Origin of the sequence: Gilliamella sp. BG3 (assembly GCF_046635605.1) — a bacterium.
Classification (GTDB): domain Bacteria; phylum Pseudomonadota; class Gammaproteobacteria; order Enterobacterales; family Orbaceae; genus Gilliamella; species Gilliamella bombi.
The window spans coordinates 42,110-66,896 of record NZ_JBIDFE010000010.1 but is presented as its reverse complement, the minus strand read 5'-3'; the positions used below and the strand labels follow the sequence as shown (position 1 = coordinate 66,896).

At 34.7% G+C, this 24,787-nt stretch carries 23 protein-coding genes; 3 read left to right on the top strand and 20 right to left on the bottom strand.

Going from position 1 to position 24,787, the window contains the following annotated elements; translation table 11 throughout:
- Positions 1 to 67: 67 nt before the first annotated feature.
- The 11 genes from ACGH6S_RS06315 to dusA form a co-directional block, all read right to left on the bottom strand.
- On the bottom strand, positions 68 to 484 hold the full coding sequence (locus ACGH6S_RS06315; RefSeq protein ID WP_085165439.1) for a DUF4878 domain-containing protein: 417 nt from the start codon (positions 482 to 484) through the stop codon (positions 68 to 70).
- A gap of 146 nt (positions 485 to 630) precedes the next feature.
- Entirely contained in the window at positions 631 to 1,338 is a 708-nt protein-coding gene (gene truC / locus ACGH6S_RS06310) for a tRNA pseudouridine(65) synthase TruC (protein WP_174798465.1), read from the bottom strand.
- A gap of 22 nt (positions 1,339 to 1,360) precedes the next feature.
- Positions 1,361 to 2,179, bottom strand: a complete 819-nt coding sequence (locus ACGH6S_RS06305; protein ID WP_034914751.1) for a pyridoxal phosphatase — start codon at positions 2,177 to 2,179, stop codon at positions 1,361 to 1,363.
- Positions 2,180 to 2,245: 66 nt separating this feature from the next.
- Positions 2,246 to 2,851, bottom strand: a complete 606-nt coding sequence (recR, locus tag ACGH6S_RS06300; RefSeq protein ID WP_065560888.1) for a recombination mediator RecR — start codon at positions 2,849 to 2,851, stop codon at positions 2,246 to 2,248.
- Positions 2,852 to 3,062: 211 nt separating this feature from the next.
- A complete protein-coding gene (gene plsY, locus ACGH6S_RS06295; RefSeq protein WP_085165445.1) occupies positions 3,063 to 3,665 on the bottom strand; it encodes a glycerol-3-phosphate 1-O-acyltransferase PlsY in 603 nt (200 codons plus the stop codon).
- Positions 3,666 to 3,848: 183 nt separating this feature from the next.
- The gene (gene uvrA, locus ACGH6S_RS06290; RefSeq protein WP_411578502.1) at positions 3,849 to 6,689 is read right to left on the bottom strand and encodes an excinuclease ABC subunit UvrA; all 2,841 of its coding nucleotides are present in this window, start codon (positions 6,687 to 6,689) and stop codon (positions 3,849 to 3,851) included.
- Between the two features lie 234 nt (positions 6,690 to 6,923).
- Positions 6,924 to 7,859: a sugar kinase gene (locus ACGH6S_RS06285; protein WP_411578486.1), complete on the bottom strand. Its 936-nt coding sequence runs from the start codon at positions 7,857 to 7,859 to the stop codon at positions 6,924 to 6,926.
- A 25-nt stretch (positions 7,860 to 7,884) separates the two neighbouring features.
- Positions 7,885 to 8,355, bottom strand: coding sequence for a YhcH/YjgK/YiaL family protein (locus tag ACGH6S_RS06280; protein WP_411578487.1), 471 nt, complete (start codon positions 8,353 to 8,355; stop codon positions 7,885 to 7,887).
- 112 nt (positions 8,356 to 8,467) lie between these two features.
- Positions 8,468 to 9,223 (bottom strand): hypothetical protein, encoded by a 756-nt coding sequence (locus tag ACGH6S_RS06275; RefSeq protein WP_411578488.1) that lies wholly within the window; start codon positions 9,221 to 9,223, stop codon positions 8,468 to 8,470.
- A 35-nt stretch (positions 9,224 to 9,258) separates the two neighbouring features.
- A complete protein-coding gene (gene rep / locus ACGH6S_RS06270; RefSeq protein ID WP_411578489.1) occupies positions 9,259 to 11,274 on the bottom strand; it encodes a DNA helicase Rep in 2,016 nt (671 codons plus the stop codon).
- Between the two features lie 103 nt (positions 11,275 to 11,377).
- A complete protein-coding gene (gene dusA, locus ACGH6S_RS06265) occupies positions 11,378 to 12,304 on the bottom strand; it encodes a tRNA dihydrouridine(20/20a) synthase DusA (protein WP_411578503.1) in 927 nt (308 codons plus the stop codon).
- Between the two features lie 120 nt (positions 12,305 to 12,424).
- Here dusA and ACGH6S_RS06260 point away from each other — a divergent pair, with 120 nt between their 5' ends.
- Complete coding sequence (locus ACGH6S_RS06260; RefSeq protein WP_296301075.1) at positions 12,425 to 12,802, top strand: DUF5362 family protein; 378 nt, start codon at positions 12,425 to 12,427, stop codon at positions 12,800 to 12,802.
- 230 nt (positions 12,803 to 13,032) lie between these two features.
- Here the strand turns inward: ACGH6S_RS06260 and ilvN are convergent, their stop codons facing one another.
- Both ilvN and ilvI read right to left on the bottom strand, forming a co-directional pair.
- Positions 13,033 to 13,527, bottom strand: a complete 495-nt coding sequence (ilvN, locus tag ACGH6S_RS06255) for an acetolactate synthase small subunit (protein WP_065591025.1) — start codon at positions 13,525 to 13,527, stop codon at positions 13,033 to 13,035.
- Positions 13,527 to 15,245, bottom strand: coding sequence for an acetolactate synthase 3 large subunit (gene ilvI, locus ACGH6S_RS06250; RefSeq protein ID WP_411578490.1), 1,719 nt, complete (start codon positions 15,243 to 15,245; stop codon positions 13,527 to 13,529). The genes ilvN and ilvI overlap by 1 nt, the downstream gene beginning before the upstream one ends.
- Before the next feature lie 284 nt (positions 15,246 to 15,529).
- Here ilvI and ygfZ point away from each other — a divergent pair, with 284 nt between their 5' ends.
- Complete coding sequence (gene ygfZ / locus ACGH6S_RS06245) at positions 15,530 to 16,405, top strand: tRNA-modifying protein YgfZ (protein ID WP_296302191.1); 876 nt, start codon at positions 15,530 to 15,532, stop codon at positions 16,403 to 16,405.
- Between the two features lie 68 nt (positions 16,406 to 16,473).
- On the opposite strand, the gene ACGH6S_RS06240 is transcribed toward ygfZ, so the two are convergent.
- The 5 genes from ACGH6S_RS06240 to ppdD form a co-directional block, all read right to left on the bottom strand.
- Positions 16,474 to 17,631 (bottom strand): M20 aminoacylase family protein, encoded by a 1,158-nt coding sequence (locus ACGH6S_RS06240; RefSeq protein ID WP_065591022.1) that lies wholly within the window; start codon positions 17,629 to 17,631, stop codon positions 16,474 to 16,476.
- Between the two features lie 211 nt (positions 17,632 to 17,842).
- A complete protein-coding gene (locus ACGH6S_RS06235) occupies positions 17,843 to 18,592 on the bottom strand; it encodes a prepilin peptidase (protein ID WP_411578491.1) in 750 nt (249 codons plus the stop codon).
- A complete protein-coding gene (gene hofC, locus ACGH6S_RS06230; RefSeq protein ID WP_411578492.1) occupies positions 18,592 to 19,767 on the bottom strand; it encodes a protein transport protein HofC in 1,176 nt (391 codons plus the stop codon). The genes ACGH6S_RS06235 and hofC overlap by 1 nt, the downstream gene beginning before the upstream one ends.
- Complete coding sequence (locus tag ACGH6S_RS06225) at positions 19,764 to 20,873, bottom strand: ATPase, T2SS/T4P/T4SS family (protein WP_411578493.1); 1,110 nt, start codon at positions 20,871 to 20,873, stop codon at positions 19,764 to 19,766. Before ACGH6S_RS06225 ends, hofC begins: the two co-directional genes overlap by 4 nt.
- 39 nt (positions 20,874 to 20,912) lie before the next feature.
- Positions 20,913 to 21,344 (bottom strand): prepilin peptidase-dependent pilin, encoded by a 432-nt coding sequence (gene ppdD, locus ACGH6S_RS06220; protein WP_065591018.1) that lies wholly within the window; start codon positions 21,342 to 21,344, stop codon positions 20,913 to 20,915.
- A gap of 200 nt (positions 21,345 to 21,544) precedes the next feature.
- Between ppdD and ampD the strand changes: the two genes are divergently transcribed.
- Positions 21,545 to 22,423: a 1,6-anhydro-N-acetylmuramyl-L-alanine amidase AmpD gene (ampD, locus tag ACGH6S_RS06215; RefSeq protein ID WP_411578494.1), complete on the top strand. Its 879-nt coding sequence runs from the start codon at positions 21,545 to 21,547 to the stop codon at positions 22,421 to 22,423.
- A 73-nt stretch (positions 22,424 to 22,496) separates the two neighbouring features.
- Here ampD and mltG read toward each other — a convergent pair whose 3' ends face one another.
- The gene (mltG, locus tag ACGH6S_RS06210; protein WP_085165467.1) at positions 22,497 to 23,519 is read right to left on the bottom strand and encodes an endolytic transglycosylase MltG; all 1,023 of its coding nucleotides are present in this window, start codon (positions 23,517 to 23,519) and stop codon (positions 22,497 to 22,499) included.
- Entirely contained in the window at positions 23,512 to 24,612 is a 1,101-nt protein-coding gene (gene alr, locus ACGH6S_RS06205) for an alanine racemase (protein WP_411578495.1), read from the bottom strand. The genes mltG and alr overlap by 8 nt, the downstream gene beginning before the upstream one ends.
- Between the last annotated feature and the right edge of the window lie 175 nt (positions 24,613 to 24,787).

Sequence of the window (24,787 nt, the reverse complement as noted above, 5' to 3'; positions counted from 1 at the left end):
AAGGGTAATCACTATTTACCCTTTTTAGATTCTTCTAAAAACATAATCTATATTGACAATAATATAGCTATTTAAGATTAATTAGCCATTTACCATCAGCTTTAATCACCGATATGTTTTTTTCCTCTTTTTTAGTAGCATCTTTAAAGATAACAGTAGTGCTAACTATTGCCATATTTTTTTCATCATTAGTATATTTTACGAGTTCAGATTCGACTTTATCAAGTCCTCCATGTTCATCAGCAAATTGTTTACCTCGCTGTAGTGCTTCTTGCATTTTGCTTTTAACGAACATTCGCATATCCATACCTTTGTTATCATCATCTTTAGGAAAATTGATGAGATTTATAACAGTATCTGAATCACCTTTGTAGATCGCTGAGATAAATTTTTCTGCTACTTGTTCAGGAGAATCATCATTCGAGCATGCTGTTACCATAAGTGCTAATAAGAAAATGCTTAAAAACTTTATTACTAATTTCATTTTTATTTCCGTTCCTAATATTATTTATGTTTAATATTAATATGTTAAAATTATGCTCCTAAATTGAATCCACAAAAAGAATCACAGAAAGCGACAAAATAATACTATATAATCAAATAATTGCAAAGTAATATGGAATAATAACACTATTTAAAATTTAAAAGGATATCTTGCCAACTTTGATCTAACTTAGCTTCAATAATCATTGGTTTATGTTGGATTGGATGTTTGATTTCAAGTTTGCTTGCATGTAACATCAATCGTTTGATATTAAAATAAGTTGCAAATGCACGATTCTGATGTAAATCACCATGTTTGCTATCCCCCAATATCGGATGGAAAATATGTTTCATATGGCGACGTAGTTGATGTTTACGACCGGTTTGTGGTTTTAATTCAACAAAACTATACCTTGCTGTTTCAAATTTGCCAACCTTAATCGGAACTTCAATTTTGCTGATAGATTTGTAAAATGTGACGGCATCTTGTGCTGGTTTATTCTTATTAGTAAATTTATCTGCAATTTTATCTAATTCTTCAACTAAAGGGTAATCAATCACCGCTTCCCCCTCAACATAACCGCGCACAATCGCATGATACGTTTTTTCAATTTGTTTTTTTGCAAATTCTTCTGACATAATTCTTGCTACATCACTAGAAAGAGCAAACAACAAAACACCAGAGGTTGGTCTATCTAGCCTATGTATAGGGAAGACATGTTGACCGATTTGATCACGCAATGTTTGCATCACAACAACTGTTTCAGTTTTATCTAACCAACTGCGATGCACAAGCCAACCAGATGGTTTGTTAATGGCAATTAAGTCATCATCTTGATAAAGAATTTCAAACATAGAATATTTATTAAAATATCAATTATAAAAAGAGTTCTTCAAGCTCTTTAGCTATATTAGGGCCATTATTATCACCAATGGCATAATTTGCTTTGGCTTTCACTTCATCATCAGCATTACCCATCGCAATCCCTAATCCAGCAATAGATAACATACTTATATCATTATAACTGTCACCAAAAGCGACTATTTCGCTTAAATCAATATTTTCGTACTCTGCCCAGTGAGTTAACCCATTTCCTTTGGTATTTCCTTTAACTGCTACATCTGCTCGATTTGACCAAGACCATTCACACGAAAACATACCTAAGGAATCAACTGCATTTGAAAATTGTTGTAAAGCAGGTATATTATGACTACTTGTTGCAAATTTAAAAATAGCGTCAGATTGCTCAATAACTTTTTCAAAATCATCTACTTTTTTAATTTCAGGTTGTAAAAACTCAGGCAATGATTTAACCCACTTAAAAAAGCTTTCTAGATGATCATCTAACAATTCATAAGTCATCATTTTATCAGTATAAATTAATGTATGAATACCATATTGATTGACAAGATTTAGTAGCATTCGAGCCTGATCTTTCGTCATTGGTTTAGCGGCAAAAGCGTTTTGTTTCTCAAAATCATAGATATAAGATCCATTACAACAAATTGCCGGGGTTGATAATTTGAGCTGATAGTAATAAGGATAAATTACAGAATGATGCCGCCCTGAAACTAAAATAACTTTCACACCTTTAGCTGTAATTTTTTCAATGGCCGCTATTGTTTCTGGTAAAATTAAACGATTGCCGGCTAACAACGTACCATCCATATCAAAGGCTACGGCTTTATACTTCATATAATACCTCTTTTCATTTCTGATCTTAGCTATAAAGACTGGCTAAGTACTAAAAGTTCAATAAAATTATAATTCTATTTTTTGACGACCAACAAACGAATGCGATAAGGTGGTACCATCTACCATTTCGAGTTCACCACCAACTGGAACACCATGAGCTATTCTTGTTGCTGTTACATTAAACTCTGCACACATTTGCGCAATATAATTAGCTGTTGCATCACCTTCGACGGTGGGATTAGTGGCTAAAATAACTTCGCTAATCGACTCTGAAGATAGTTTTTTTTTCAATAAATCAAGACCTATATCACTAGGCCCAATACCATCTAAAGGTGATAAATGCCCTAATAATACAAAATAGCGACCACTATACTGCCCAGTTTGTTCAATGGCTACTATATCTGCTGGAGTTTCAACCACACAAAGCTGTTCACTACTTTGACGACGAGCATTTGCACAAATAGTACAGGTTTCTTGTTCGGTAAAAGTTCGGCATTCCTTGCAATGGCCGATATTTATCATTGCTTCATGTAGCTCATGAGCTAATTTAATGCCACCTTGTCGATTTCGTTGTAATAAATGAAAGGCCATTCGTTGCGCCGATTTTGGACCAACGCCAGGTAAACAACGCAATGCTTCCATAAGTGATTCTAATAATGGGCTTATTTGCATGAATTATTTGGTTTCCACATATTTGAGTTTTAAGATAATAATACCTTTTTTAAAAAATCTATCAAACAAGAATTATTCTATTGTTTAATTAACTAACGATAAAATCAAAAAGATTGCAGAAAATAAGTAGGTAGGATGTTACATAACGTACAATCTATGTTATAAAAGCACATATTCAAATATATAACATTATTATGTATAAATTTTTAGACTATCTTTTGTTCTTGCTACGATGATAACTTTTTGGTTCTTCACCTTTAAAAAGGCGCATAATGTTATTATTATGGCGAACAATAATCAAACAAGAAAGCATTGCAACTGGTAAAGTAAGCTCAGGTTTGAATAACCAAACATAAAATGGCGCCATAAGAAAACCAACAACTGCAGCCACCGAAGAATATCCTGTTATTAGTAAAGTAAGTAACCAAGTTAAAATAAAGCAACCTGTAAAATCAAACCCAATTGGAGCCATCATACCTAACGCAGTTGCAACTCCTTTTCCTCCACGAAAATGAAAAAAACAGGGGAAAATATGTCCTAAACAAGCAAAAATACCAATAATACCTAAAAAGAAAGGTGTAATACCAAGCCGATATGAAATATAAACAGGAATTGTACCTTTTAACATATCAAAGATTAAAACAAAAATGGCTGGTAATTTGCCATTGAGTCGTAAAATATTGGTTGCTCCAGGATTGTGAGATCCATGTTCTGAAGGATTAGGTAAATGCATGATGCGACTAATAATCATTGCACCAGAAAGCGAGCCCAAAATATAGGCGACTATGATCATCAATACAATTAGCAATGTCAAAATACAACCCCTTTCATCAACCACACCATGCTGATAATTGCACTTAAGAATCTTACCAAACTCGTCGCAAATCCAGTTTCTGTCTATTTTCAGTACTTATTTAACTATAATATTAATTAAAGTATATAAAAAGACTGGGCGTTGCTCCTCGCCCGTTCTTTATATGCTATATTAATAATAATTCTAGACTACTTTTTGTTTTTCCAACAACGGTTTTAAATATTTACCAGTGAAGGAATGTTTAGATTTCGCAACCTCTTCTGGCGTCCCTTCGGCAATAATTTCTCCGCCACCATTACCACCTTCTGGTCCTAAGTCCACAATCCAGTCTGCTGTTTTAACTACATCCAAATTATGCTCGATAACAACGATAGTATTGCCTTTATCTCGCAAAGAATGTAATTGCGTTAATAATTGTTTCACATCAGCAAAATGTAGCCCAGTTGTTGGTTCATCTAAGATATACAAAGTACGACCAGTATCTCGCTTAGATAATTCTTTTGCAAGTTTTACTCGTTGCGCTTCACCACCCGATAATGTTGTTGCTGACTGTCCAATGGTAATATAAGAAAGCCCAACATCAATCAATGTTTGCAGTTTGCGTGCTATCATTGGCACGGCATCGAAAAACTCGCGACCTTCTTCAACTGTCATATTTAAAATTTCGTTAATAGACTTTCCTTTATATCTGATCTCTAAGGTCTCACGGTTATAGCGAGCGCCATGACACTGATCACAAGGAACATAAATATCAGGCAAAAAGTGCATTTCAACTTTGATTAAACCATCACCTTGACAAGCTTCACAGCGTCCACCCTTAACATTAAAACTAAAGCGCCCTGGATTATAGCCTCGAGCTCGAGATTCTGGTACACCAGCATAAAGTTCACGAATAGAAGTAAAAAATCCAGTATAAGTTGCTGGATTAGAACGTGGCGTACGTCCAATTGGGCTTTGGTCAATCGCAATTACTTTATCAAAATGGTTAAGTCCTTTGATTGATTTATAGGGTGCTATTTCAGTTTTTTCTGCACCATTGAGTTCGTTTTGGGCAAGGGGATATAAGGTATCATTAATTAAGGTTGATTTTCCCGAACCCGATACACCAGTGATACATGTAAATAAGCCAACTGGAATATTTAATGTCACATCTTTAAGATTATTGCCGGTTGCACCAATAAGAGATAACATTTTTTTCTTATCGACTTTGGTGCGAATAGTTGGTATTTCAATTTTTTCTTTACCGGATAAATATTTTCCTGTTAAAGATGTTTTACATGCCATTATTTGTTTGGGTGTTCCCTGAGCAACAACTTCACCACCATGAACCCCTGCCCCAGGACCAATATCAATCACATAATCAGCAGCCATAATAGCTTCTTCATCATGTTCAACGACTATAACAGTATTACCTAAGTCACGTAAATGCGTTAAAGTGTCAATCAGACGAGTATTATCTCGCTGATGCAATCCAATAGAAGGTTCATCTAACACATACATCACGCCAACAAGACCTGCACCAATTTGGCTTGCTAATCGAATACGTTGTGCTTCACCACCTGATAATGTTTCAGCGGATCTTGAAAGCGTTAAATAGTTAAGTCCAACGTTAATCAAAAATTGTAAACGATCGTTTATCTCTTTCAAGATTTTTTCTGCAATTTGAGCTCGTTGCCCTGTCAATGTCAATTTATCAAAAAAATCCTTGGCTTGTTGCGTACTTAAATCACTAATTGTTGGTAAATTTGTATCATTAATAAACACATTTCTTGCTGCCGTACATAACCTCGAACCATTACAACAAGGACAAGGTCGATGACTAATATATTTTGCTAGCTCTTCACGGATAGTTTGTGATTCAGTTTCTTTATACCGACGAGCTAAATTATTAATAATCCCTTCAAATGGATGTTTACGCTTAACCACATCACCACGATCGTTTGAATAAACAAACTGAATTTCGGTATTACCTGAACCATTTAATAAAATATTTTTTATCTTTTCAGGTAATTTCCCATACGGTTTATCAATGTCAAACTTATAATGATCTGCTAATGATTTTAGCATCTGGAAATAGTAAAAATTGCGACGATCCCAACCTTTAATCGCACCAGCAGCTAATGAAACTTCTGGCATCTGAACAATACGTTTTTGATCAAAATATTGTTGCACCCCCAAACCATCACACTCAGGGCACGCACCAGCGGGATTATTGAACGAGAATAATCTCGGTTCTAATTCAGAAATACTGTAACCACAAATAGGACAAGCAAAATTAGCCGAAAACAAATATTCTTCAGCTTGTGGATCATCCAAATTGGCCACTTTAACAATACCATTAGTGATCGAAAGAACCGTTTCAATCGACTCTGCTAAACGAAGTTTTAAGTCGTCACGAATACGAAAACGATCAACAACAACTTCAATGGTATGTTTTTTTTGCAATTCAAGAATTGGCGGATCAGAAAGATCATATACATCACCATCCACTCGTACCCGAATATAACCACTAGCAGCAAGTTGCTCGAACAGTTTAACAAACTCCCCTTTACGCTCAGTAACCACAGGGGCAAGTAGCATATAACGATTATCAGTCGGTAACGCCATGATGCTATCGACCATCTGTGATATCGTTTGTGCAGCTAACGGTAAATGATGATTTGGACAACGAGGTTCTCCAATTCGAGCAAAAAGCAAACGTAAGTAATCATAAATTTCAGTGATAGTCCCTACTGTCGAACGAGGGTTATGCGAAGTTGATTTTTGCTCGATCGAAATTGCAGGTGATAATCCTTCAATATGATCTACATCAGGTTTTTCCATCAATGATAAAAACTGACGAGCATACGCCGACAACGATTCAACATAGCGTCGTTGCCCTTCGGCATATAAAGTATCAAATGCTAACGAAGATTTACCTGATCCAGAAAGACCTGTAATAACAACTAATTTATCTCTTGGAATGGTTACATTAATGTTTTTTAGATTGTGCGTTCTCGCACCACGAATATCGATATCTTTGATTGACATAGATCTCTTCTTTGTTGTGTTTTTTAAACAAAATGGATAGAAAATTAACTGTATATTATACCAGTAACATTTGATTAAATATACAACTATATAGCTGAATATACTACTTGGCTAATTTTATACTAAAACACAGTTTTACCTGAAACTTTTTGACAAAAAATAAACTAAAATTTTTATTTCTACCGCAGAGAAAAACGGTCATTAATAACCGTCATTTGTTGATTTAACTTAGTATATCAATTTTGGAGTCGCATCAACAGGAATAATTGCGCCGCGATATTGTATAACCGTGCCAGCCACCAAATGCCCCTGTAATGCTGACTGAGAAGGGTTCCTTCCACTTAAACGAGCCCCAAGATAACCAGCACTAAATGAATCGCCAGCGGCAGTAGTATCAATCACTTTATCTTTAGTGATTTTATTAGCAGGAACTTCAAAACGACCATCAGCAGAATCAATAATACAGCTATCACTGCCACGTTTAATAACAATTTCAGTTACACCAAATTGTTTTGTATGCTCAATAATTTGCTCATAAGGTAGCTTACCCCATAATAAATCTTCGTCATCTAATGTTAAAAATGCAATATCTGTAAAGCTAAGAATATCAGCATAAACACTACGAGCCAAATCAAGGCTACTCCATAAACATGGACGAAAATTATTATCAAAAATAACTTTACCGCTATTAGCTTTAACACGTTTTAAAAGATCTAATAATTTAAGGATACTTTCAGCATCTAAAATAGCAATACTAATACCGCTCAAATATACATAATCATAATGTTCAATTTGCTGAATTATTCTATCTGTTTCAGTTGTTTTCAACCAAAATTTAGCAGCAGCATCATTACGCCAATAATAAAAAGACCGTTCACCATGTTCATCAGTAACAATAGAATAAAGCCCCGGCATTTTATCAGACATTCTTTGTACTAAATCTGTTTGAATGTTTTCTGTTTGCCAACAATCTAACATTTCTTGACTGAAGGGATCGGTACCAAGCCCGGTTACATAATGTATTGAAAAATCATTATCTTTTAGTAAACGAGACAAATAAATCGATGTATTAAGCGTATCACCACCAAAACCACGCGTAGTCGAATCCTGATTCATCGACAATTCAATCATACATTCGCCAATAACAGCTATTTTTGTAGCCATATTATACTTATCATCTTTAACCTTTTTATAAATAATCTAACGCGATTTTTACCACAACTTTGCGAACTGTTTCGATATTATTATCAATTGCACAAAGCGGTTTATGCACTTCATTAGGTAAAAACACGATAAAATCATTTGGGTGTAATATCAACAAGGTTTCTTCTTTTGGTGTTTCGATAAAGGCAATATCATTTTCTGCTAATTTATTATCTAACACTTTTGTATATGGCGGTAACGTACTCACTGCCATACCCTCTTGCCCAACTAAAACAATCTGAACGTCAATATATTTTTCATGATATTCTGGATTAGCATCGTGGATATATCGCGATGTACTATCTGACACCATAAAAAACATATTATCACCATCAATATCGTAACGCCCCACAGGCGTGTTATTATTGACATTATCTTTAATATATTCAATTGATTGTTTAATTTTTTCGGGTAAATAAGGAACTAACCCTAAATGATTAATATTACCTAAAATCATACCAAATGATCCTTAAAAATATTGATGAAAATTAATACAAATAACCAAATTAGTTGTAACTAACTTATACTATGATAAATTTAATTAGATTGATAAAGAGTATATACATAAGTCACTTATTTTTGTAGATTATTTGACATATTTCTTCACATTCGTTTGTTTTCATCACGTTGATAATATGTGATAACTGTGATTTAAATATAGGCTGTTGAGTTATTAATTGTTCGGCCTTTTCAATGATTGCGGTCTTTTTCGATTCTGGGATAAATTTAGCGTAATTTTCAGCTGATTGTTCTAATGTGTCGATAATATCCAATTTAGATTGTTCAGTTAAACAATCTGGTAAAGCAATCCACTTAAATCCACCGTAGTAATATTTTAACATTTCTGATTGCATCATTTTCACACTATACTGTATGACTCCACCTCTTTCATTATCGGGAAGTTCTTTATAAAACTGATTAATATGGGGAGATATTGCCGCAAAATATTTTATATTAAAAGTGCTTAATAAAATAATTTCTTGTTGAAATCGTTTTAGGTTATTCGTTAGATCTTGGCTGGTTATTTCGTTTGATTTATTTGATGAAAAGGTTAAATAAATCTCAACTATATGGTTGATATAATTGGTTATATCTAATTTCTCATCTATTTTATCTTTTGAAAAATTCTCAAGAAGTTTGGGAGCAGTAAATTGGCTAAGAATTTCTTTACCTTCTTTTGTATATAACCTAGGTAATGTTTTTTGCGCTTCAAATTTTTTGGTTAATTGATAGAGCCTCGTGCGTTCTGAGTGATAATTTAAACCTGTAGCATTCGCAAAGCAACTAGTTAAAATTAATATGACACTTATTATTAACTTCATCATTTGTTATTCCTTATTTTATAATTGTCAAAATTTGGTTACTTAGCCTTGGCAATTTGCGCTTTTAGCATGGCTAGTCTACTTTGCCCTTGTTGCATTTTTTTTTCAGGTGATAATTCGTTACGCTGATCTTGCCACTCCAAGTCGTCTTGTGGCAGTTCTAATAAAAATCGACTCGGTTCAACTTGAAGGGTTTCGCCAAATTGTTTACGTTGCCGGCTAAAAGAAAAAGTCAGTTCTCGTTGCGCCCGAGTAATACCAACATAAGCTAAACGGCGCTCTTCTTCAATGTTATCTTCATCAATGCTGGTTTGATGAGGTAATAAACCTTCGGACATGCCAATCAAGTAGACATAAGGAAACTCTAATCCTTTAGATGCATGTAGTGTCATAAGTTGTACTTGGTCGAGTTCTTCTTCGGACTCGTTACGTTCTAACATATCACGCAAAGTAAATCTAGCGACAGCTTGTTCAAGTGTCATTGCTTCATCAATATCATCACCTTGCAACATATCGTTTAACCAACTGACCAATTGTTCTACATTCCGCATACGCATTTGCCCTGATGTTGGGGATGATGAGGTTTCATAAATCCAGCTCTCATAATGAATCTCGTGTAGAAGTTCATAAATAGCTTCCATGGGTTCAGTATGAGATTTTTGAATAAGGGCATCAAACCATTGTATGAATTCTTGTAATGACTCCATACGTTTACCTGAAAGCAATTGGGTCAACCCCATATCATGGCTTGCTTGATATAAACTAACACCTCGATGATTAGCCCATTCGCCAAGTTTTTGAATAGTTGCTGGACCAATTTCTCGTTTTGGTGTGTTGATAATACGAATAAACGCATTATCATCATCTGGATTAGTTAATAATCGCAAATATGCCATTAAATCTTTAATTTCAATTCGAGCAAAAAATGATGTACCGCCAGAGATTCGATACGGTATCCGATATTGCATGAGTATCTTTTCAATTAGTCGTGCCTGATGATTGCCACGATATAAGATAGCGTATTGACCATATTGACTGTTATGCGCAAAGCGATGGCCAATAAGGTGATTAATAACTTTTTCGGCTTCATGCTCTTCGCTATCGGCTGAAATAACTTTTAATGTTTCACCATAACCCAGTTCTGAGAAAAGTTTTTTTTCAAATATATGTGGATTATTTTCTATTAAGATATTCGCCACTTTTAAAATTCGACCCGATGATCGGTAATTTTGTTCTAATTTTATCACTTCTAAATTAGGAAAATCTTGTTTAAGTAATACTAAATTTTGTGGTCGTGCACCACGCCAAGAGTAAATAGACTGATCATCATCACCAACAACAGTAAATTTAGCTCGGTTACCAACCAGTAATTTGATAAATTCGTACTGACTTGTGTTTGTGTCTTGATATTCATCAACCAACAAATAACGAACTTTGTTTTGCCATTTTTCGCGAACTTCTTCGTTGGTTTTTAATAAGAGTGTGGGCAATAATATAAGATCATCAAAATCTAATATACTGCAAGCTTTTAATTGTTTTTCATACAATTGATAGCAGTGAGCAAATAATTTCTCTTTATTCGTCTGCGCTCTTGCCATCGCAATAGTTGAATCAACAAGATCATTTTTCCAATTTGAGATTGTTGAGCGTAATTGATTAATCAGATCCTTATCATCTTCTAACCATTGATGAGTTAGTTCCTTAAGTAGCGCTGTTTGATCATGATCATCAAATAGTGAGAAGTTAGATTTAATTCCCAGATGAGTATACTCTCGGCGAATAATATCCAATCCTAGCGTATGGAATGTTGATATTTTAAGCCCTCTTACTTCTTGTTTACTAAGAGCTTGGGCTATACGTTCTTTCATTTCGCGTGCGGCTTTATTCGTAAAGGTAACCGCAACAATATGGCGTGGTAAATATTCTTTAACACGAATTAAATAGGAAATTTTGTTAATGATAACCCGAGTTTTGCCAGAACCTGCCCCAGCTAAAACAAGGCAAGGTCCTGAAACATATTCAACGGCTTTTTGTTGACTTGAATTTAAACGCACAGAATAAAACCATTAGGAAAAATGTGAGCTAGTATATAACGATATACTAGCAACGCGCAATTAGCGTCATTATTGAGCAAATATAATTGCTATTTTTTAAATATTATTTGATGAATGTTAAAGCCTGTTCAACAACCTCGATCCCTGCCCCTTTTTTATGCGTATTTTCGCTAAGATAGCGCCGCCATTGCCTTGCTCCTTTACGTCCATTAAATATACCTAAAGTATGCCGCATAATATGGTTAAGTTGCGCACCTTGCATTAGCTGTTGTTCGATATAAGGGTAAAGTGCTTGAATAGCAGATAGAGGATCAATGACGGGAGCATTTGTGCCAAAAATTTGCGTATCAATTTCAGTAAGTAACAGTGGATTTTGATATGCCTCTCGCCCAACCATTACACCATCAACATGCTGTAAATGGCATTTTATTTCATCAATTGTTTTTATGCCACCATTGATGGCTATAGTTAAATTGGGATAATCTTGTTTCAATTTATAAACACGTTCATAGTCAAGTGGCGGAACCTCACGATTTTCCTTTGGGCTTAATCCTGATAACCATGCTTTGCGCGCATGTACAATAAATGTTTTGGTGTAAGGCATTACCTTCTCAATAAATTGACACAAAAAAGTATAGCTATCGCAATCATCAATACCAATTCTTGTTTTTACCGTGACGGGAATATCAACCTGATCTTGCATCTGAGCGATACAATCGGCAACCAAATTTGGATTTCCCATTAAACAAGCACCAAACATACCATTTTGTACGCGATCTGATGGACATCCTACATTTAAGTTGATTTCGTCATAACCACGTTCTTGCGCTAATTTTGCACATTGTGCTAATGCGTTAGGATCGCTACCGCCTAGTTGCAAGCTAAGTGGATGCTCTTCATTGTTGAAAGCTAAATAATCACCTTTTCCAAATAAAATTGCGCCTGTAGTCACCATTTCGGTATATAGCAATGCTTTTTTTGTTAAAATTCGATGAAAATAACGGCAATGTTTATCTGTCCAATCTAACATTGGGGCAATAGAAAAACGATTTAAACTTGAACTATTATGCAAAAAATTACCTCGACATTAATTTAAAAAATGCTATTTTATTCGCCACGTTCAAATAGAGCAATAATATAAGGAATAAAAATGAATACAAATCAAACAAATACAATTTCTTTTCAAATAACTGAATTATTAATAAAACATATGCGTTTTATCGCTACTATGCAACAAGTTTTTGGTGTTATTTTTATAATTGCTGGCGCTTTTACATGTCTAGGAATAATTACTGCTATTGTTGGCATCCCACAAATTTTTGCTGGAGCCAAACTTTTCAAATCGGGAAGTGCATTTAGCTTAGCTGCAAGTCTTCGAAAAGGAGACGATATCGTTGATGCTATAGAAAATATTTATGGCTATTGGAAATATTTTCTAATTACATTTATCGCTTCGATTGTATTTATTGTTTTATACATTGTAATTATTATTTCTATTCTTGTTACATACAGTAATGGTTATTACTAACAATTATTACTTTAATCTAAAGACTACTGATCTTCTAATTTTGGCACCTTTTCAAGTAAGTATCTAGTAGCATTGTTCTAGGCATAACGAGTTGCTATTGTTAATTTTTGGCGAGATTAAAATATGGCAACATCTTTATGCCTTTTGATTGAAAAATCAACAGTCTTAGTATTGTTAACAAAATTAAGGCGCACAATGTGCCTTAATAAATATGTTAACTATAAATATGGCTATTTAACTGTTTTTTCACTACGTGATAAGCCAATAATTCCTGAACGGACGGTTTCGATAATATTGCATGTTTCACGAATTGAGGATAAAAATGAATCTAGTTTTTCACTAGTACCCGATAGTTGTACAATATAATGTGTTGCAGTAACATCTACGATCGATCCTCTAAAAATATCGGCACAACGTTTAACTTCATCACGTGCTTGTGAACCTTTTGCTTCTACTTTTACTAGCATGATTTCACGCTCTACATGCGGGCCTTCGGTTAAATCATGAACACGGTAAACATTAACAAGTTTATGCAATTGCTTTTGGATCTGTTCAATCACATGCTCATCACCCGAGGTCTGAATTGTCATGCGGTGCATGGTTGGATCTTCAGTCTGCGCAGTGGTGATAGTTTCGATATTAAAACCACGTTGCGAAAACAAGCCGATAATTCGTGATAATGCGCCTGGTTCGTTTTCGGTTAAGATTGATAATATATAACGCATTAGGTTCTCTCCGTTTTACTAAGCCACATTTCGTTCATTGCACCACCTCGAACCTGCATTGGATATACATGTTCAGTCGCATCAGTCATAACATCAACAAAAACTAAACGGTTTTTGATTGCCAGTGCTTGTTTCAGTTTAGATTCTAGTTCCTCACGCTTTGTTATTACCATACCAACATGACCATAGGCTTCTGCAATTTTAGCAAAATCAGGTAGAGATTCCATATAAGAACTTGAATGGCGTCCAGAATAAATCATATCTTGCCACTGTTTAACCATGCCTAAGAAGCGGTTGTTCAAATTTAAAACCAGTACTGGTAAGCCATATTGCAATGCGGTTGATAATTCTTGAATATTCATTTGGATACTACCATCGCCTGTTACACATACAACGGTTTTTTTAGGATATGCCAATTTGACTCCCAGCGCTGCTGGCAAACCAAATCCCATCGTGCCTAGCCCACCAGATGTGATAAAGTGACGAGGTTTATCAAATGGGTAATAAAGCGCAGTAAACATTTGATGTTGACCGACATCGGTCGTCACAAATGCATCACCTTTGGTTAATTTATATAACACTTGTATCGCTTCTTGTGGTTTAATGCTTTGCCCTTCATGGTTATAAGCTAAGCAGTTACGTGATCGCCAGTGTTCTATCTGTTTCCACCAATCAATTAATGCGTCAAGATCACGTTCTGTATTTAACTCATCTAACATAGACAGCAACGTTTCAAGAACAACTTTTGCATCACCAACTACAGGAATTGAAGCAGATATAGTTTTTGAAATAGAAGTCGGATCGATATCAACATGAATAATTTTGGCTTTTGGACAATATTTTTCAACATTATTGGTTGTTCGATCATCAAAACGTGCACCGATTGCAAAAATTACATCGGCATTATGCATGACCATATTAGCTTCATAAACACCGTGCATGCCTATCATGCCAAGATAATGTTTATCGGTTCCCGGAAAAGCACTAATACCCATTAACGTTGAAGCGACAGGTAAGTTTAATTTTTCTGCAAGTGTTTTAATTTCGCCACTAGCATCGGCGGCAATAACCCCGCCACCAATAAATAACACCGGTTTTTTAGCCGATAACAACGTGGTTAATGCTTTTTTGATCTGTTTTTTATGACCTTGAATCGTTGGATTGTAAGATCGCATTAAAACTGATTTTGGATAATGATAATTATATTTGTTAGCTGGATTAACAATATCTTTTGGTAGATCGATAACGACTGGACCTGGCCTACCTGTCGAAGCAATATAAAATGCTTTTTTGATGGTTTCTGGAATATCTTTACTATCTTTGACTAAAAAACTGTGTTTAACAATCGGACGCGAAATTCCGATCATGTCACATTCTTGAAATGCATCATTACCAATTAGGTTACTGGCAACTTGTCCAGACAATATAACCAGTGGAACCGAATCCATGTAAGCTGTTGCAATACCAGTAATAGTGTTTGTTGCCCCAGGGCCTGATGTAACTAAAACAACGCCAACATTCCCTGTTGCTCTAGCATAACCATCGGCCATATGTACCGCAGCTTGTTCATGGCGAACTAATATATGTTCAATACCACCTAACGTGTGAATGGCATCATAAATATCAAGAACACTACCACCGGGATAGCCAAATATCTGTTTTACTCCTTGGTCAATCAAAGATTGAATAACCATCTCTGCGCCTGACAGTTTTGCCATGGTTGTTGTCTCCAATGTAACTGATTAGTCATTTAGTGGTTTATTTTGCATCAACTTATAAACAAAATCAATTAAAGTCAATTAACTAAGTGTTTTACTGAAAAAATTATCCACAAATAAAATTATTTTTTAAAATATTATGAATAATATCCGTAATCTATCTATTTTATTTAAATATTGCTAATTGATTTTATTGTTATTTTTTTATTTTTTATATAAACTCAGGAGATGAGTATTTCTAGCCATAACGGTACTAGGATTCTTCTTCACCCAAAGGTACAAATATGAGCAATATTTCTTCTAAACCAACCTCTCTTGCTGACTGGCAATTAGTTAAAGTTACAGGTGAGGATAACCGAGCTTTCTTGCAAGGTCAAATAACTAACGATATTAACCGACTTTCAGAAAAATCTACGCTTTATGCTGCTCATTGCGACAGTAAAGGCAGAATGTGGAGTACTTTATTGTTATTTCAACGAGGTAATGATATTTACTATATTGAGCGTAAAAGTGTTGTTAAAAAACAGATTGCCGAACTAACAAAATACGCTGTTTTTTCTAAAGTAACTATCGAACCAGTCGAAGATCTAAATATGGTCGGCTTGGTTGGAGATGCGATCCCCTCTGGAATCGCAGAAAAATTAAGTGATAAAAACTGTTTTACTGAAAATAATATCACCTATATCAAACTACCTTTACCGCAAATGCGTATTATTATGGTAACGCCGGAGCCTATTTCTGAAGATTTACATCCATGTAGCGACTGGCTAAAACTTGATCTGCAAGCTGGTTACCCTATCATTGATAATGACAATATGGCAATATTATTACCACAAGCCTGTAATTTGCAATCTTATGACGCAATCAGCTTTGAAAAAGGTTGTTACTGTGGTCAGGAAATGGTAGCTAGAGCACAATTCCGTGGAGCAAATACTCGTGGGATGTATGTAATAAAGGGTACGAGTGATGTTTTACCTAAAATAGGCAGTACGCTTGAGTATAAACTTGCCGGTGGTTGGCGAGAAGGGGGACTTGTGTTAGCTGCGGCAAAACTAGACGAAAAAGACGGTGTTTGTGTCCAAGTGGTACTTAATAATGGAATTGATTTAAATACGCCATTTAGAGTATATGGAAATGACAATAGCCGAATGACATTTTAATTGTTTTCGACTAATAAGCTGGAATAACACAACGTTTATTCCAGCTGTCGTTGGAATCTCGTTTTAACTTAGTTAGTAAGTTCTTGATTAACTATTTCAACAAAATAGCTTACACCAGTTGTTAACACTTCATCATTAAAGTTAAAAGCTGGATTATGCAAATTAGCCCCTTTACCAGCGCCCAACCATACATAAACACCAGGGATTTTTTGTAGCATAAAAGCAAAATCTTCTGACCCCATTGAAGGGAGAGGATCAATAATTAAGTTATCTTGTCCCACAACTTGTTTAGCAGCTGCAATAGCAATATCAGCTTGTTTAGCGTAATTGATGGTAGCTGGGTAACGGCGTTGATAATCTACTTCCGCCTTGGCTCCAAATGTTGTGGCAATACCTGTTGCTATTTGTTTAATACGATTTTCAGCCATATCTTGTACTTGTGCACTAAATGTTCTAACAGTACCGCGAATAACCGCTTCCTGTGGTAACACATTCCAAGTATCGCCACTATGAATTTGCGTTACGCTAACTACCAATGAACTTAAAGGATCAGCATTACGACTCACAATACTTTGTAATCCATTTACGATTTGCGTAGCTGTCAAAATTGTATCTTTTCCTAGATGAGGCGCAGCGGCATGAGCACCAACACCTGTTATTTTGATCTCAAATACATCATACGATGCCATCATTGGGCCATGATTAATATAAAAGTGATTTAACTCCATATTAGGTTGATTATGCATGCCATATACTGCTTCAATCGGAAATTGTTCAAATAAACCATTTTCAACCATGACTCTGGCTCCGCCTTCGTTTTCTTCAGCTGGTTGAAAAATAAGAACAACAGTACCAGCAAAATCACGGTGTTCACTAAGATATTTAGCCGTTCCTAGTAACATTGCAGTATGCCCATCATGACCACACCCATGCATTTTGCCAGAAATGGTTGAGCAATAATTAATATTATTTTCTTCAATAATATCTAATGCATCTATATCAGCTCGCAGAGCAATCCATCGTCCATCACGATTACCTTTAATAATACCAACAACTCCTGTTGGAGCAAAATCAGTATATAACTCGGTAATACCAAAGGATTGTAACTTTTCGATAATAAATTGCGTGGTTTTAACCTCTTCAAAGGCTGTTTCTGGATGGGCGTGAATATGATGGCGCCATGTTATCATTTCGGTTTTTAATTGATTAATACTATTAGATATCATAAGTAATTCCTTAGTAGGTGAATAACCTGCGGTTCAACAAACCTAGCTAACACTATAACGCGATTTTCACTTTTATAAAAATAACTATTTTTACTATGGATATCAATTTTAGTTATATATTGCATTTAATGAAAAAATAATACATTTATGCACTTTTAACACTTATTGATTAACAATAAATTGATTAAAACACCTATTTTCCTGAAACTTTTTAACAGAAATAATAAATCACATAACCAGAAATTAATAAGAAAGGGCCAAATGGAATAACTTTTGATTTTGGTTCATTGATCACATATCGCAAAAAAAGAGAATATATAATCCCCAATAGGGAAGCAAAAAATAATAACATTGGTAATGATGTATAAGGCAACCAAGCACCAAGAGCGGCAAGCAATTTGATATCACCTCCCCCTAATCCCTGTTTTTTAAATACCAAATAAAATAAAGTAGCAGGTATTTTTAATAATAGATATCCCCAAAAGATACCTAGCAAAGCATCGGTTAAAACGATGTTTGCCAAATCAAAATAGGCAAGCATTACACCTGTCCACATTAATGGTTGGGTAAACAAATCTGGCAATAAATAGTATTTAAAATCGATTAAAGCTAAAAGTAAAAAATAACAACCAAGAATCATTAAAATACCGCTTTGATAATTGATGCTTTTATCAATATAGATAAAAGTAAATAAAACAGCGACAAATAATTCAACAATAAGATATTGGCATGAAATATTAGTATCGCAGTAATAACAACGTCGTTTTAATATTAACCAAGAAATAATCGGTATCAATTGCCAAGCTTTCAGCTTACTATGACAATGTGGGCAAGCAGATCGATGAAAACTAATTCGACATAAATATTGGTATGATGTCAGTGTTGGCAAATAACGATAATAAGCAACATAAACAAAGCTACCGATACAAAGACCTAAATAGATAATAATAAATACTAACATTAGTGAATTACATCGCCCATTTGGAATATCGGTAAATACATAGCCATAATTAAACTGCCAATAATTAAAGACAAAACTAGCATTAATAATGGCTCAAATGCTTGTGATAAATTATCGGTTAAGGTTTGATTTTGTTCTTGATAATAAATTGCTAATTTATCGAGCATTAAATCTAGTGTGCCTGATTCCTCCCCCACATGAATTAACTGTGAACATAAATTAGGAAAGTATCGTTGCCCATGCAATACATGGCTAAATGAAAGCCCTTGCTCAATACCTACAATAATTTGCGAAATACTATCACGATAAAGAAAATAATTAGTAGTATTAGCCGCCGCAGTTAAACCAGTCAATAATGGTATACCTGCTTTTTGAGTGATTCCAATTGTTTGGAAAATCTGAGTTAAGCAAGTGGTTTGAATAATTTTTCCAATAAAGGGAAATTTTATTACTATCATTTCGATTTTACGTCGATAACGCACTTTTAAATAGCGCTGATAACAAAAATAACTAATAAAAAATACGATACACCAAATTAACCAGCTTTGTTGCAAATAACTCGAAAAATCAATAACACCTTGTGTAAAAGCTGGTAGTTCAGCATCGAAATTTTGATAAATATCTGAAAATTTTGGTAAAACAAATAATAACATCACCAAACTTGCCATCATTGCAATCAATAATAAAAACAACGGATAACGCGTTGCTTTTTTTATACTTTTTTGTAGTTTGATTGATTTTTCAAGCAATAATGCTAACTGCTCAAAGCTTTCATCAAGCTGTCCTGTCAGTTCGCCTGTTGCAATAATTTCGCAATACAGGGCAGAAAATACCGAAGAATGTTGGCGTAATACTTGAGATAAAAATTCGCCTTTAGCTATTTGTTGTTTAATATCAAGTAACAAATATTGCCAATGCGGTTTAGCTTGTTCTTGAGCAAGCAATTGTAATGTATCAATAATAGATAATCCCGCCTTTAGCATGGTAGCTAATTGTTTGGTAATCATCAGCAGATCTGTACGATTAAAACTGTGTGGGGTGATAATTTTACCGGCTTTAATCTTAATGGCTATTTTACCTTGCAACAATAGCTGCCTTTTAATAGCCTGTGATGATTCGGCAATAATTTTGTGTTGATTAAAATCAACATCATACCAATAATAGAGCCGTTTCACGCTGTATCACCCAAGACTCGATTTAATTCAGCTAATGTTGTCACGCCCTGCCTCACTAATTTTTGTCCTGCTATTTTTAGCGAAGTCATATTTGAAGGTAAAATAGTTTGATTGGCTAATATTTGTTGTTGAATATCGGGCGTGATAACTAAAAACTCGTATACCCCAATTCGTCCTTTATAACCGCCAATACAATTTGGGCATCCTGAAGCTAAATAATGCGGTTCGTATTCATTGCCCAGCTTAACTAAATCACTCGCCACAACTTTGCAGTGTGAGCACAATTTTCGAACTAACCGCTGAGCAATAATTAATTTTAAACTTGATGACAATAGATAATTTTCTATCCCCATTTGCTTTAATCGTGTTATTGCCTCGACACTTGAATTAGTGTGCAATGTAGATAATACTAGATGCCCTGTTTGCGCAGCTTGAATTGCAATTTCGGCGGTTTCATGATCGCGAATTTCGCCAATCATCATTACATCAGGATCTTGCCGTAGTAAAGCACGCAATACAATAGCAAATGTTAAGCCAGCCTTGAGATTAATCGCAGTTTGATTAATACCCTCTAGAGGAATTTCAATGGGATCTTCGACACTACAGATGTTACGTTCGGTTTTATTTAACCGCTTTAATCCACTATATAACGTCACCGTTTTACCGCTTCCTGTTGGACCTGTAACTAAAATCAATCCTTGTGGGTAGTCTAAAATTTGTTTGAATGTTAACAGATCTGCATCCGTTAACCCTAAATCATTAATGGTTAATTCAGATTCATGATTATCCATTACTCTTAAAACAATTTTTTCGCCATTCATTACAGGCAAAGTGGAAATACGCATGGTATAACGATCAATAATGAGTTGACCATCTTGCGGTAATCGATGTTCAGCTATATTTAGTTGAGACATGATTTTTAATCTTGCTATTATCTGTTTCGCTAATGCAAGGGGCGGGGATAACATATCGTGCAAAACACCATCAATACGCATACGAATACGATAGCTATGTTGGTAAGGCTCAAAATGAATATCCGAAGCACGCTTATCTAATGCTTCAAGTAACAATTTATCGATACTTTCAATTAACTGTTCTTCTTGCATAAAGGTGGTTCCTTATTCGTCAATTATTAAATACAAACATTAGAATTTAAAAATATCTTCACAAGCACTGGTTAAACTGGTATCACTTGGCGATGTAGTACAAACTCGGCTCCAATCTAAATTGCCATTTGTAGCATTGATTGTTGGTGTTAGTGTAGTAGTTAACCCTGTTAAGGCGCTGGTTCCAACCAAGGTAATAACTCCGTTATTAACCGTAATAGAGGTAACATAATTTGATGTTCGACTCGCTGGTACTCCATTATTACCATTACTACAATTGGTTAAGCTACCTTGCTCTACAGCACAAATTTCTACAGCGGTTTTATACGATGTCATTGTTTGCAACATATCAGTCATTGCGGCTTTTTTTACATATCCCTGATAAGCAGGAACACCGATAGCGGCTAAGATAGCGATAACAATAATGGCAATCATAAGTTCAAATAACGTAAAGCCCGATTGATTAGACATAAATACCTCTATTTTTTAGTCAATGATTTAATCTAAGAGCCTTTATAGCAAAACAAAAAAATGGAATAATAATGAATAAGTAAGATTAGAAAGTAAAATCCTTAATGTAGTTAATTATTACGTTGTATGTTCAATTTTTGCGAAGCAAATCGCAAAATAGACAAATCCATACATCGGTTTATCAAATAAGTGGAGTCACTATGTCCCTAAAAATTGTTAATGGCTGGTTACAAGGTATAAAGCAAGTTGTTTCGCCTTTTTATAATGAACGACCTATTAATAAACCGATATCACTACTTGTTATTCATAATATAAGCTTACCGCCCAATGAATATGGAGGTCCTTATGTTGAGCAATTATTTACTGGTCGGCTCGATCCCAACCAGCACCCGTACTTTGCTTCGATTCATCAACTTGAAGTATCAAGCCATCTGTTTATTCGACGTGATGGTGAAATTATTCAATTTGTTCCATTTGATAAACGTGCCTGGCATGCAGGAAAATCAGCATTTGAAGGGAAAGAAAATTGTAATGATTTTTCGATCGGCATCGAAATGGAAGGATGTGATAGCGATAATTTTACCGAACAACAATATCAGCAATTAGTAAACGTTACGTTATTATTACAACAAACTTATGCCATCAAAGATATTGCTGGGCATAGCGATATTGCTCCAAATCGAAAAACAGATCCTGGCCCTTGTTTTGATTGGCTACATTATCAGAATTTATTAACACAAAAATCGCAAGGGCAAAATCTACTAAATCAACTTGAACAAATTATAGAGGAATTACAAAAAATCAATTTATGGCAAACTATACCGCCAAATCCCAATGCATTTTTAAGCCAAGAACCTTTTGCTATCGATACCATGCAAGCACACGAATGGTTACAATGGATTTTTATTCCACGTATACAAGCAATGATTGACGCCAAAACAAATTTGCCCAAATTTGCCTTACACCCTTATTTTGAAGAAGCACTAAAAGAGCAAGAACAAGATGTTAATCATCTACTTTACCTAATTAAGCAACTTGATGATTTGTCGCAACTTAATTATGAAAAATTACCGCATTAATATGCGGTAATAATTAAAGTTAACAAACCTGAAAAAATGCTCAGGTAGAGCATTGATTTTATTGGGTTTTTATTTAATTCCCACTACTATTCATTCGACGATACTCATTAACTGCTTGCTGATGGTTACTGTAAGTACTTGAGAATGTATGTCCACCTGTTCCATTCGCCACAAAAAACAGATAATTGGTTTTAGCTGGGTGTGCTGCAGCTTCGAGCGAGGCAATGCTTGGCATTGCAATTGGAGTTGGTGGTAATCCTTCAATAACATAAGTATTATAAGGATTTTCAGTATCGGTCAAATCAACGCGCCTAATAGTACCTTTATAGTTATCGCCTAAACCATAAATAATAGTTGGATCTGTTTGTAACTTCATTTTAGCTCTTAAACGATTAACAAATACCGATGCCACATTAGCACGCTCTGAACTAATACCTGTTTCCTTCTCAATAATTGATGCAATAATCAGTAATTCATAAGGGGATTGATAAGGAAGATTACTATCCCGATTATCCCAAATTTTTTGCAAATTACTTTTCATCGTCATATGCGCACGTTTTAGGATATTAATATCTAAAGTGTCTGCGGTATAAAGGTAAGTATCAGGCGATAACCAACCTTCAATTGATCCTTCAATGCCTAATAACTTAGCAATTTCTTCATCTGTTTTTCCAACTAATGTTTGTTCAATGTATGGCGTACTTTGAATAATATTTAACCAATCTTTAGCTCGTTTACCTTCCACAAATTGAATTGAAAAATTGCTTTCTTTACCTGACACTAATAATTGCAAAAACTCTTCAACGGTCATATGTGGGTGTAATTGATAAGTTCCTGCTTTAATTGATCTCAATGAAGGATTCAATTTACACAAATAAGGCAATAAATAAGCACTATGCATTAATTTACTTTCTTTAACTTGTGCAACCAATTGGTGCATGGATGTGCCTTTTTTCAAAACAAACATCTGGTTTTCGTTGGTTACTTGCATTTGTTGTTTAGAAAACTGCTGTAAAAAGTAATAACCAATACTGATCGAGCCGCCAATAATTAATATAAAAGAAAGTAAAGTGTATAAAAATATTTTTTTAATCATAATTTAATTTATCTATATAATGAATTTTTGCGCGTGAAGTTAAGCGCGTTATTAATTCGTAAGCACTAATTCCAGTATGCTTTGCGATTTCCTCAACAGGAAGTCCTGCTCCCCAAAATATGACTTCATCACCTGGTTTTTCAAGACAATTTATACCTAAATCAACTACAATCATATCCATTGATACTCGACCAACGATTGGTACTTTTCGACCATTAATCAAAACAGGAGTATTTTCTGGAATATTTCGTGGATAACCATCACCATACCCCATTGCAACCACACCTAGTTTAGTATCTTGCTGGCTACACCAAATTTGACCATAACCAACTGATTCACCTTTTTTGTGTTTTCGTACCGCAATTAATTCAGATTTAAACGTCATTGCAGGTTGTAGCTCAGTAATCGGTTCATCAAAAGGTGAAACACCATATAAAGCAATACCTTGACGCACAACATCTCGCTGAGCTTTTGGCCAGGCTAATATACCGCCCGATGCAGCAATCGAGCGTTTGCCAATAAGTGATTTGTCATCAATTGAATTAATAAACTCATCAAATAGTTCTATTTGCTTTAACGTTTTCTCTGAAGAGAGATCATCAGCCGAACTAAAATGACTCATAATATTAATTGGTTTGCAAACCACTGAACAACTAGCCAAACGATAAAATTCTTCTTTTGCTTCATCAGGACAAAAACCTAAACGATGCATTCCTGTATCAAGCTTAAACCATGTGGTAATTTGATCTTTACGGAGGGATGTTTGCAATATGTCAATTTGCCATTTGCTATGAATAGCTGGTTGAATGTTAAAATCAATAAAATAATCCAAATCATCATGCGGGAAGAAACCTTCCAAAGCCAGAATCGGTGTGTTAATACCATTGTTTCGCAATTGCATAGCTTCGGTAAGGCGCGATACACCAAAATAATTCACTTTATCATGTAATAATTGAGCAATCTCCTCACTACCGTGTGAATAAGCATTGGCTTTTATAATCGCAACTAGTTGACTATTTGGAGCCATTTTTTTGAGATACTCAACATTATGAATAACTGCTTGACGATTAACTTCAACAACTGCAATAGACATTTCTTTGATCCAGACTCTTATCGAGCCATTATTTTAAATTCTGTTTCTAATAATAACAAATTTTTCACAGTATACAAATCGGTGGAAGTTTTGGGCTATTTTGGGAATTAGTATTTTTAATCAATAGAATATACTAAACCATAATTTTAACTTTATGACGAGTTAATATTTGTTT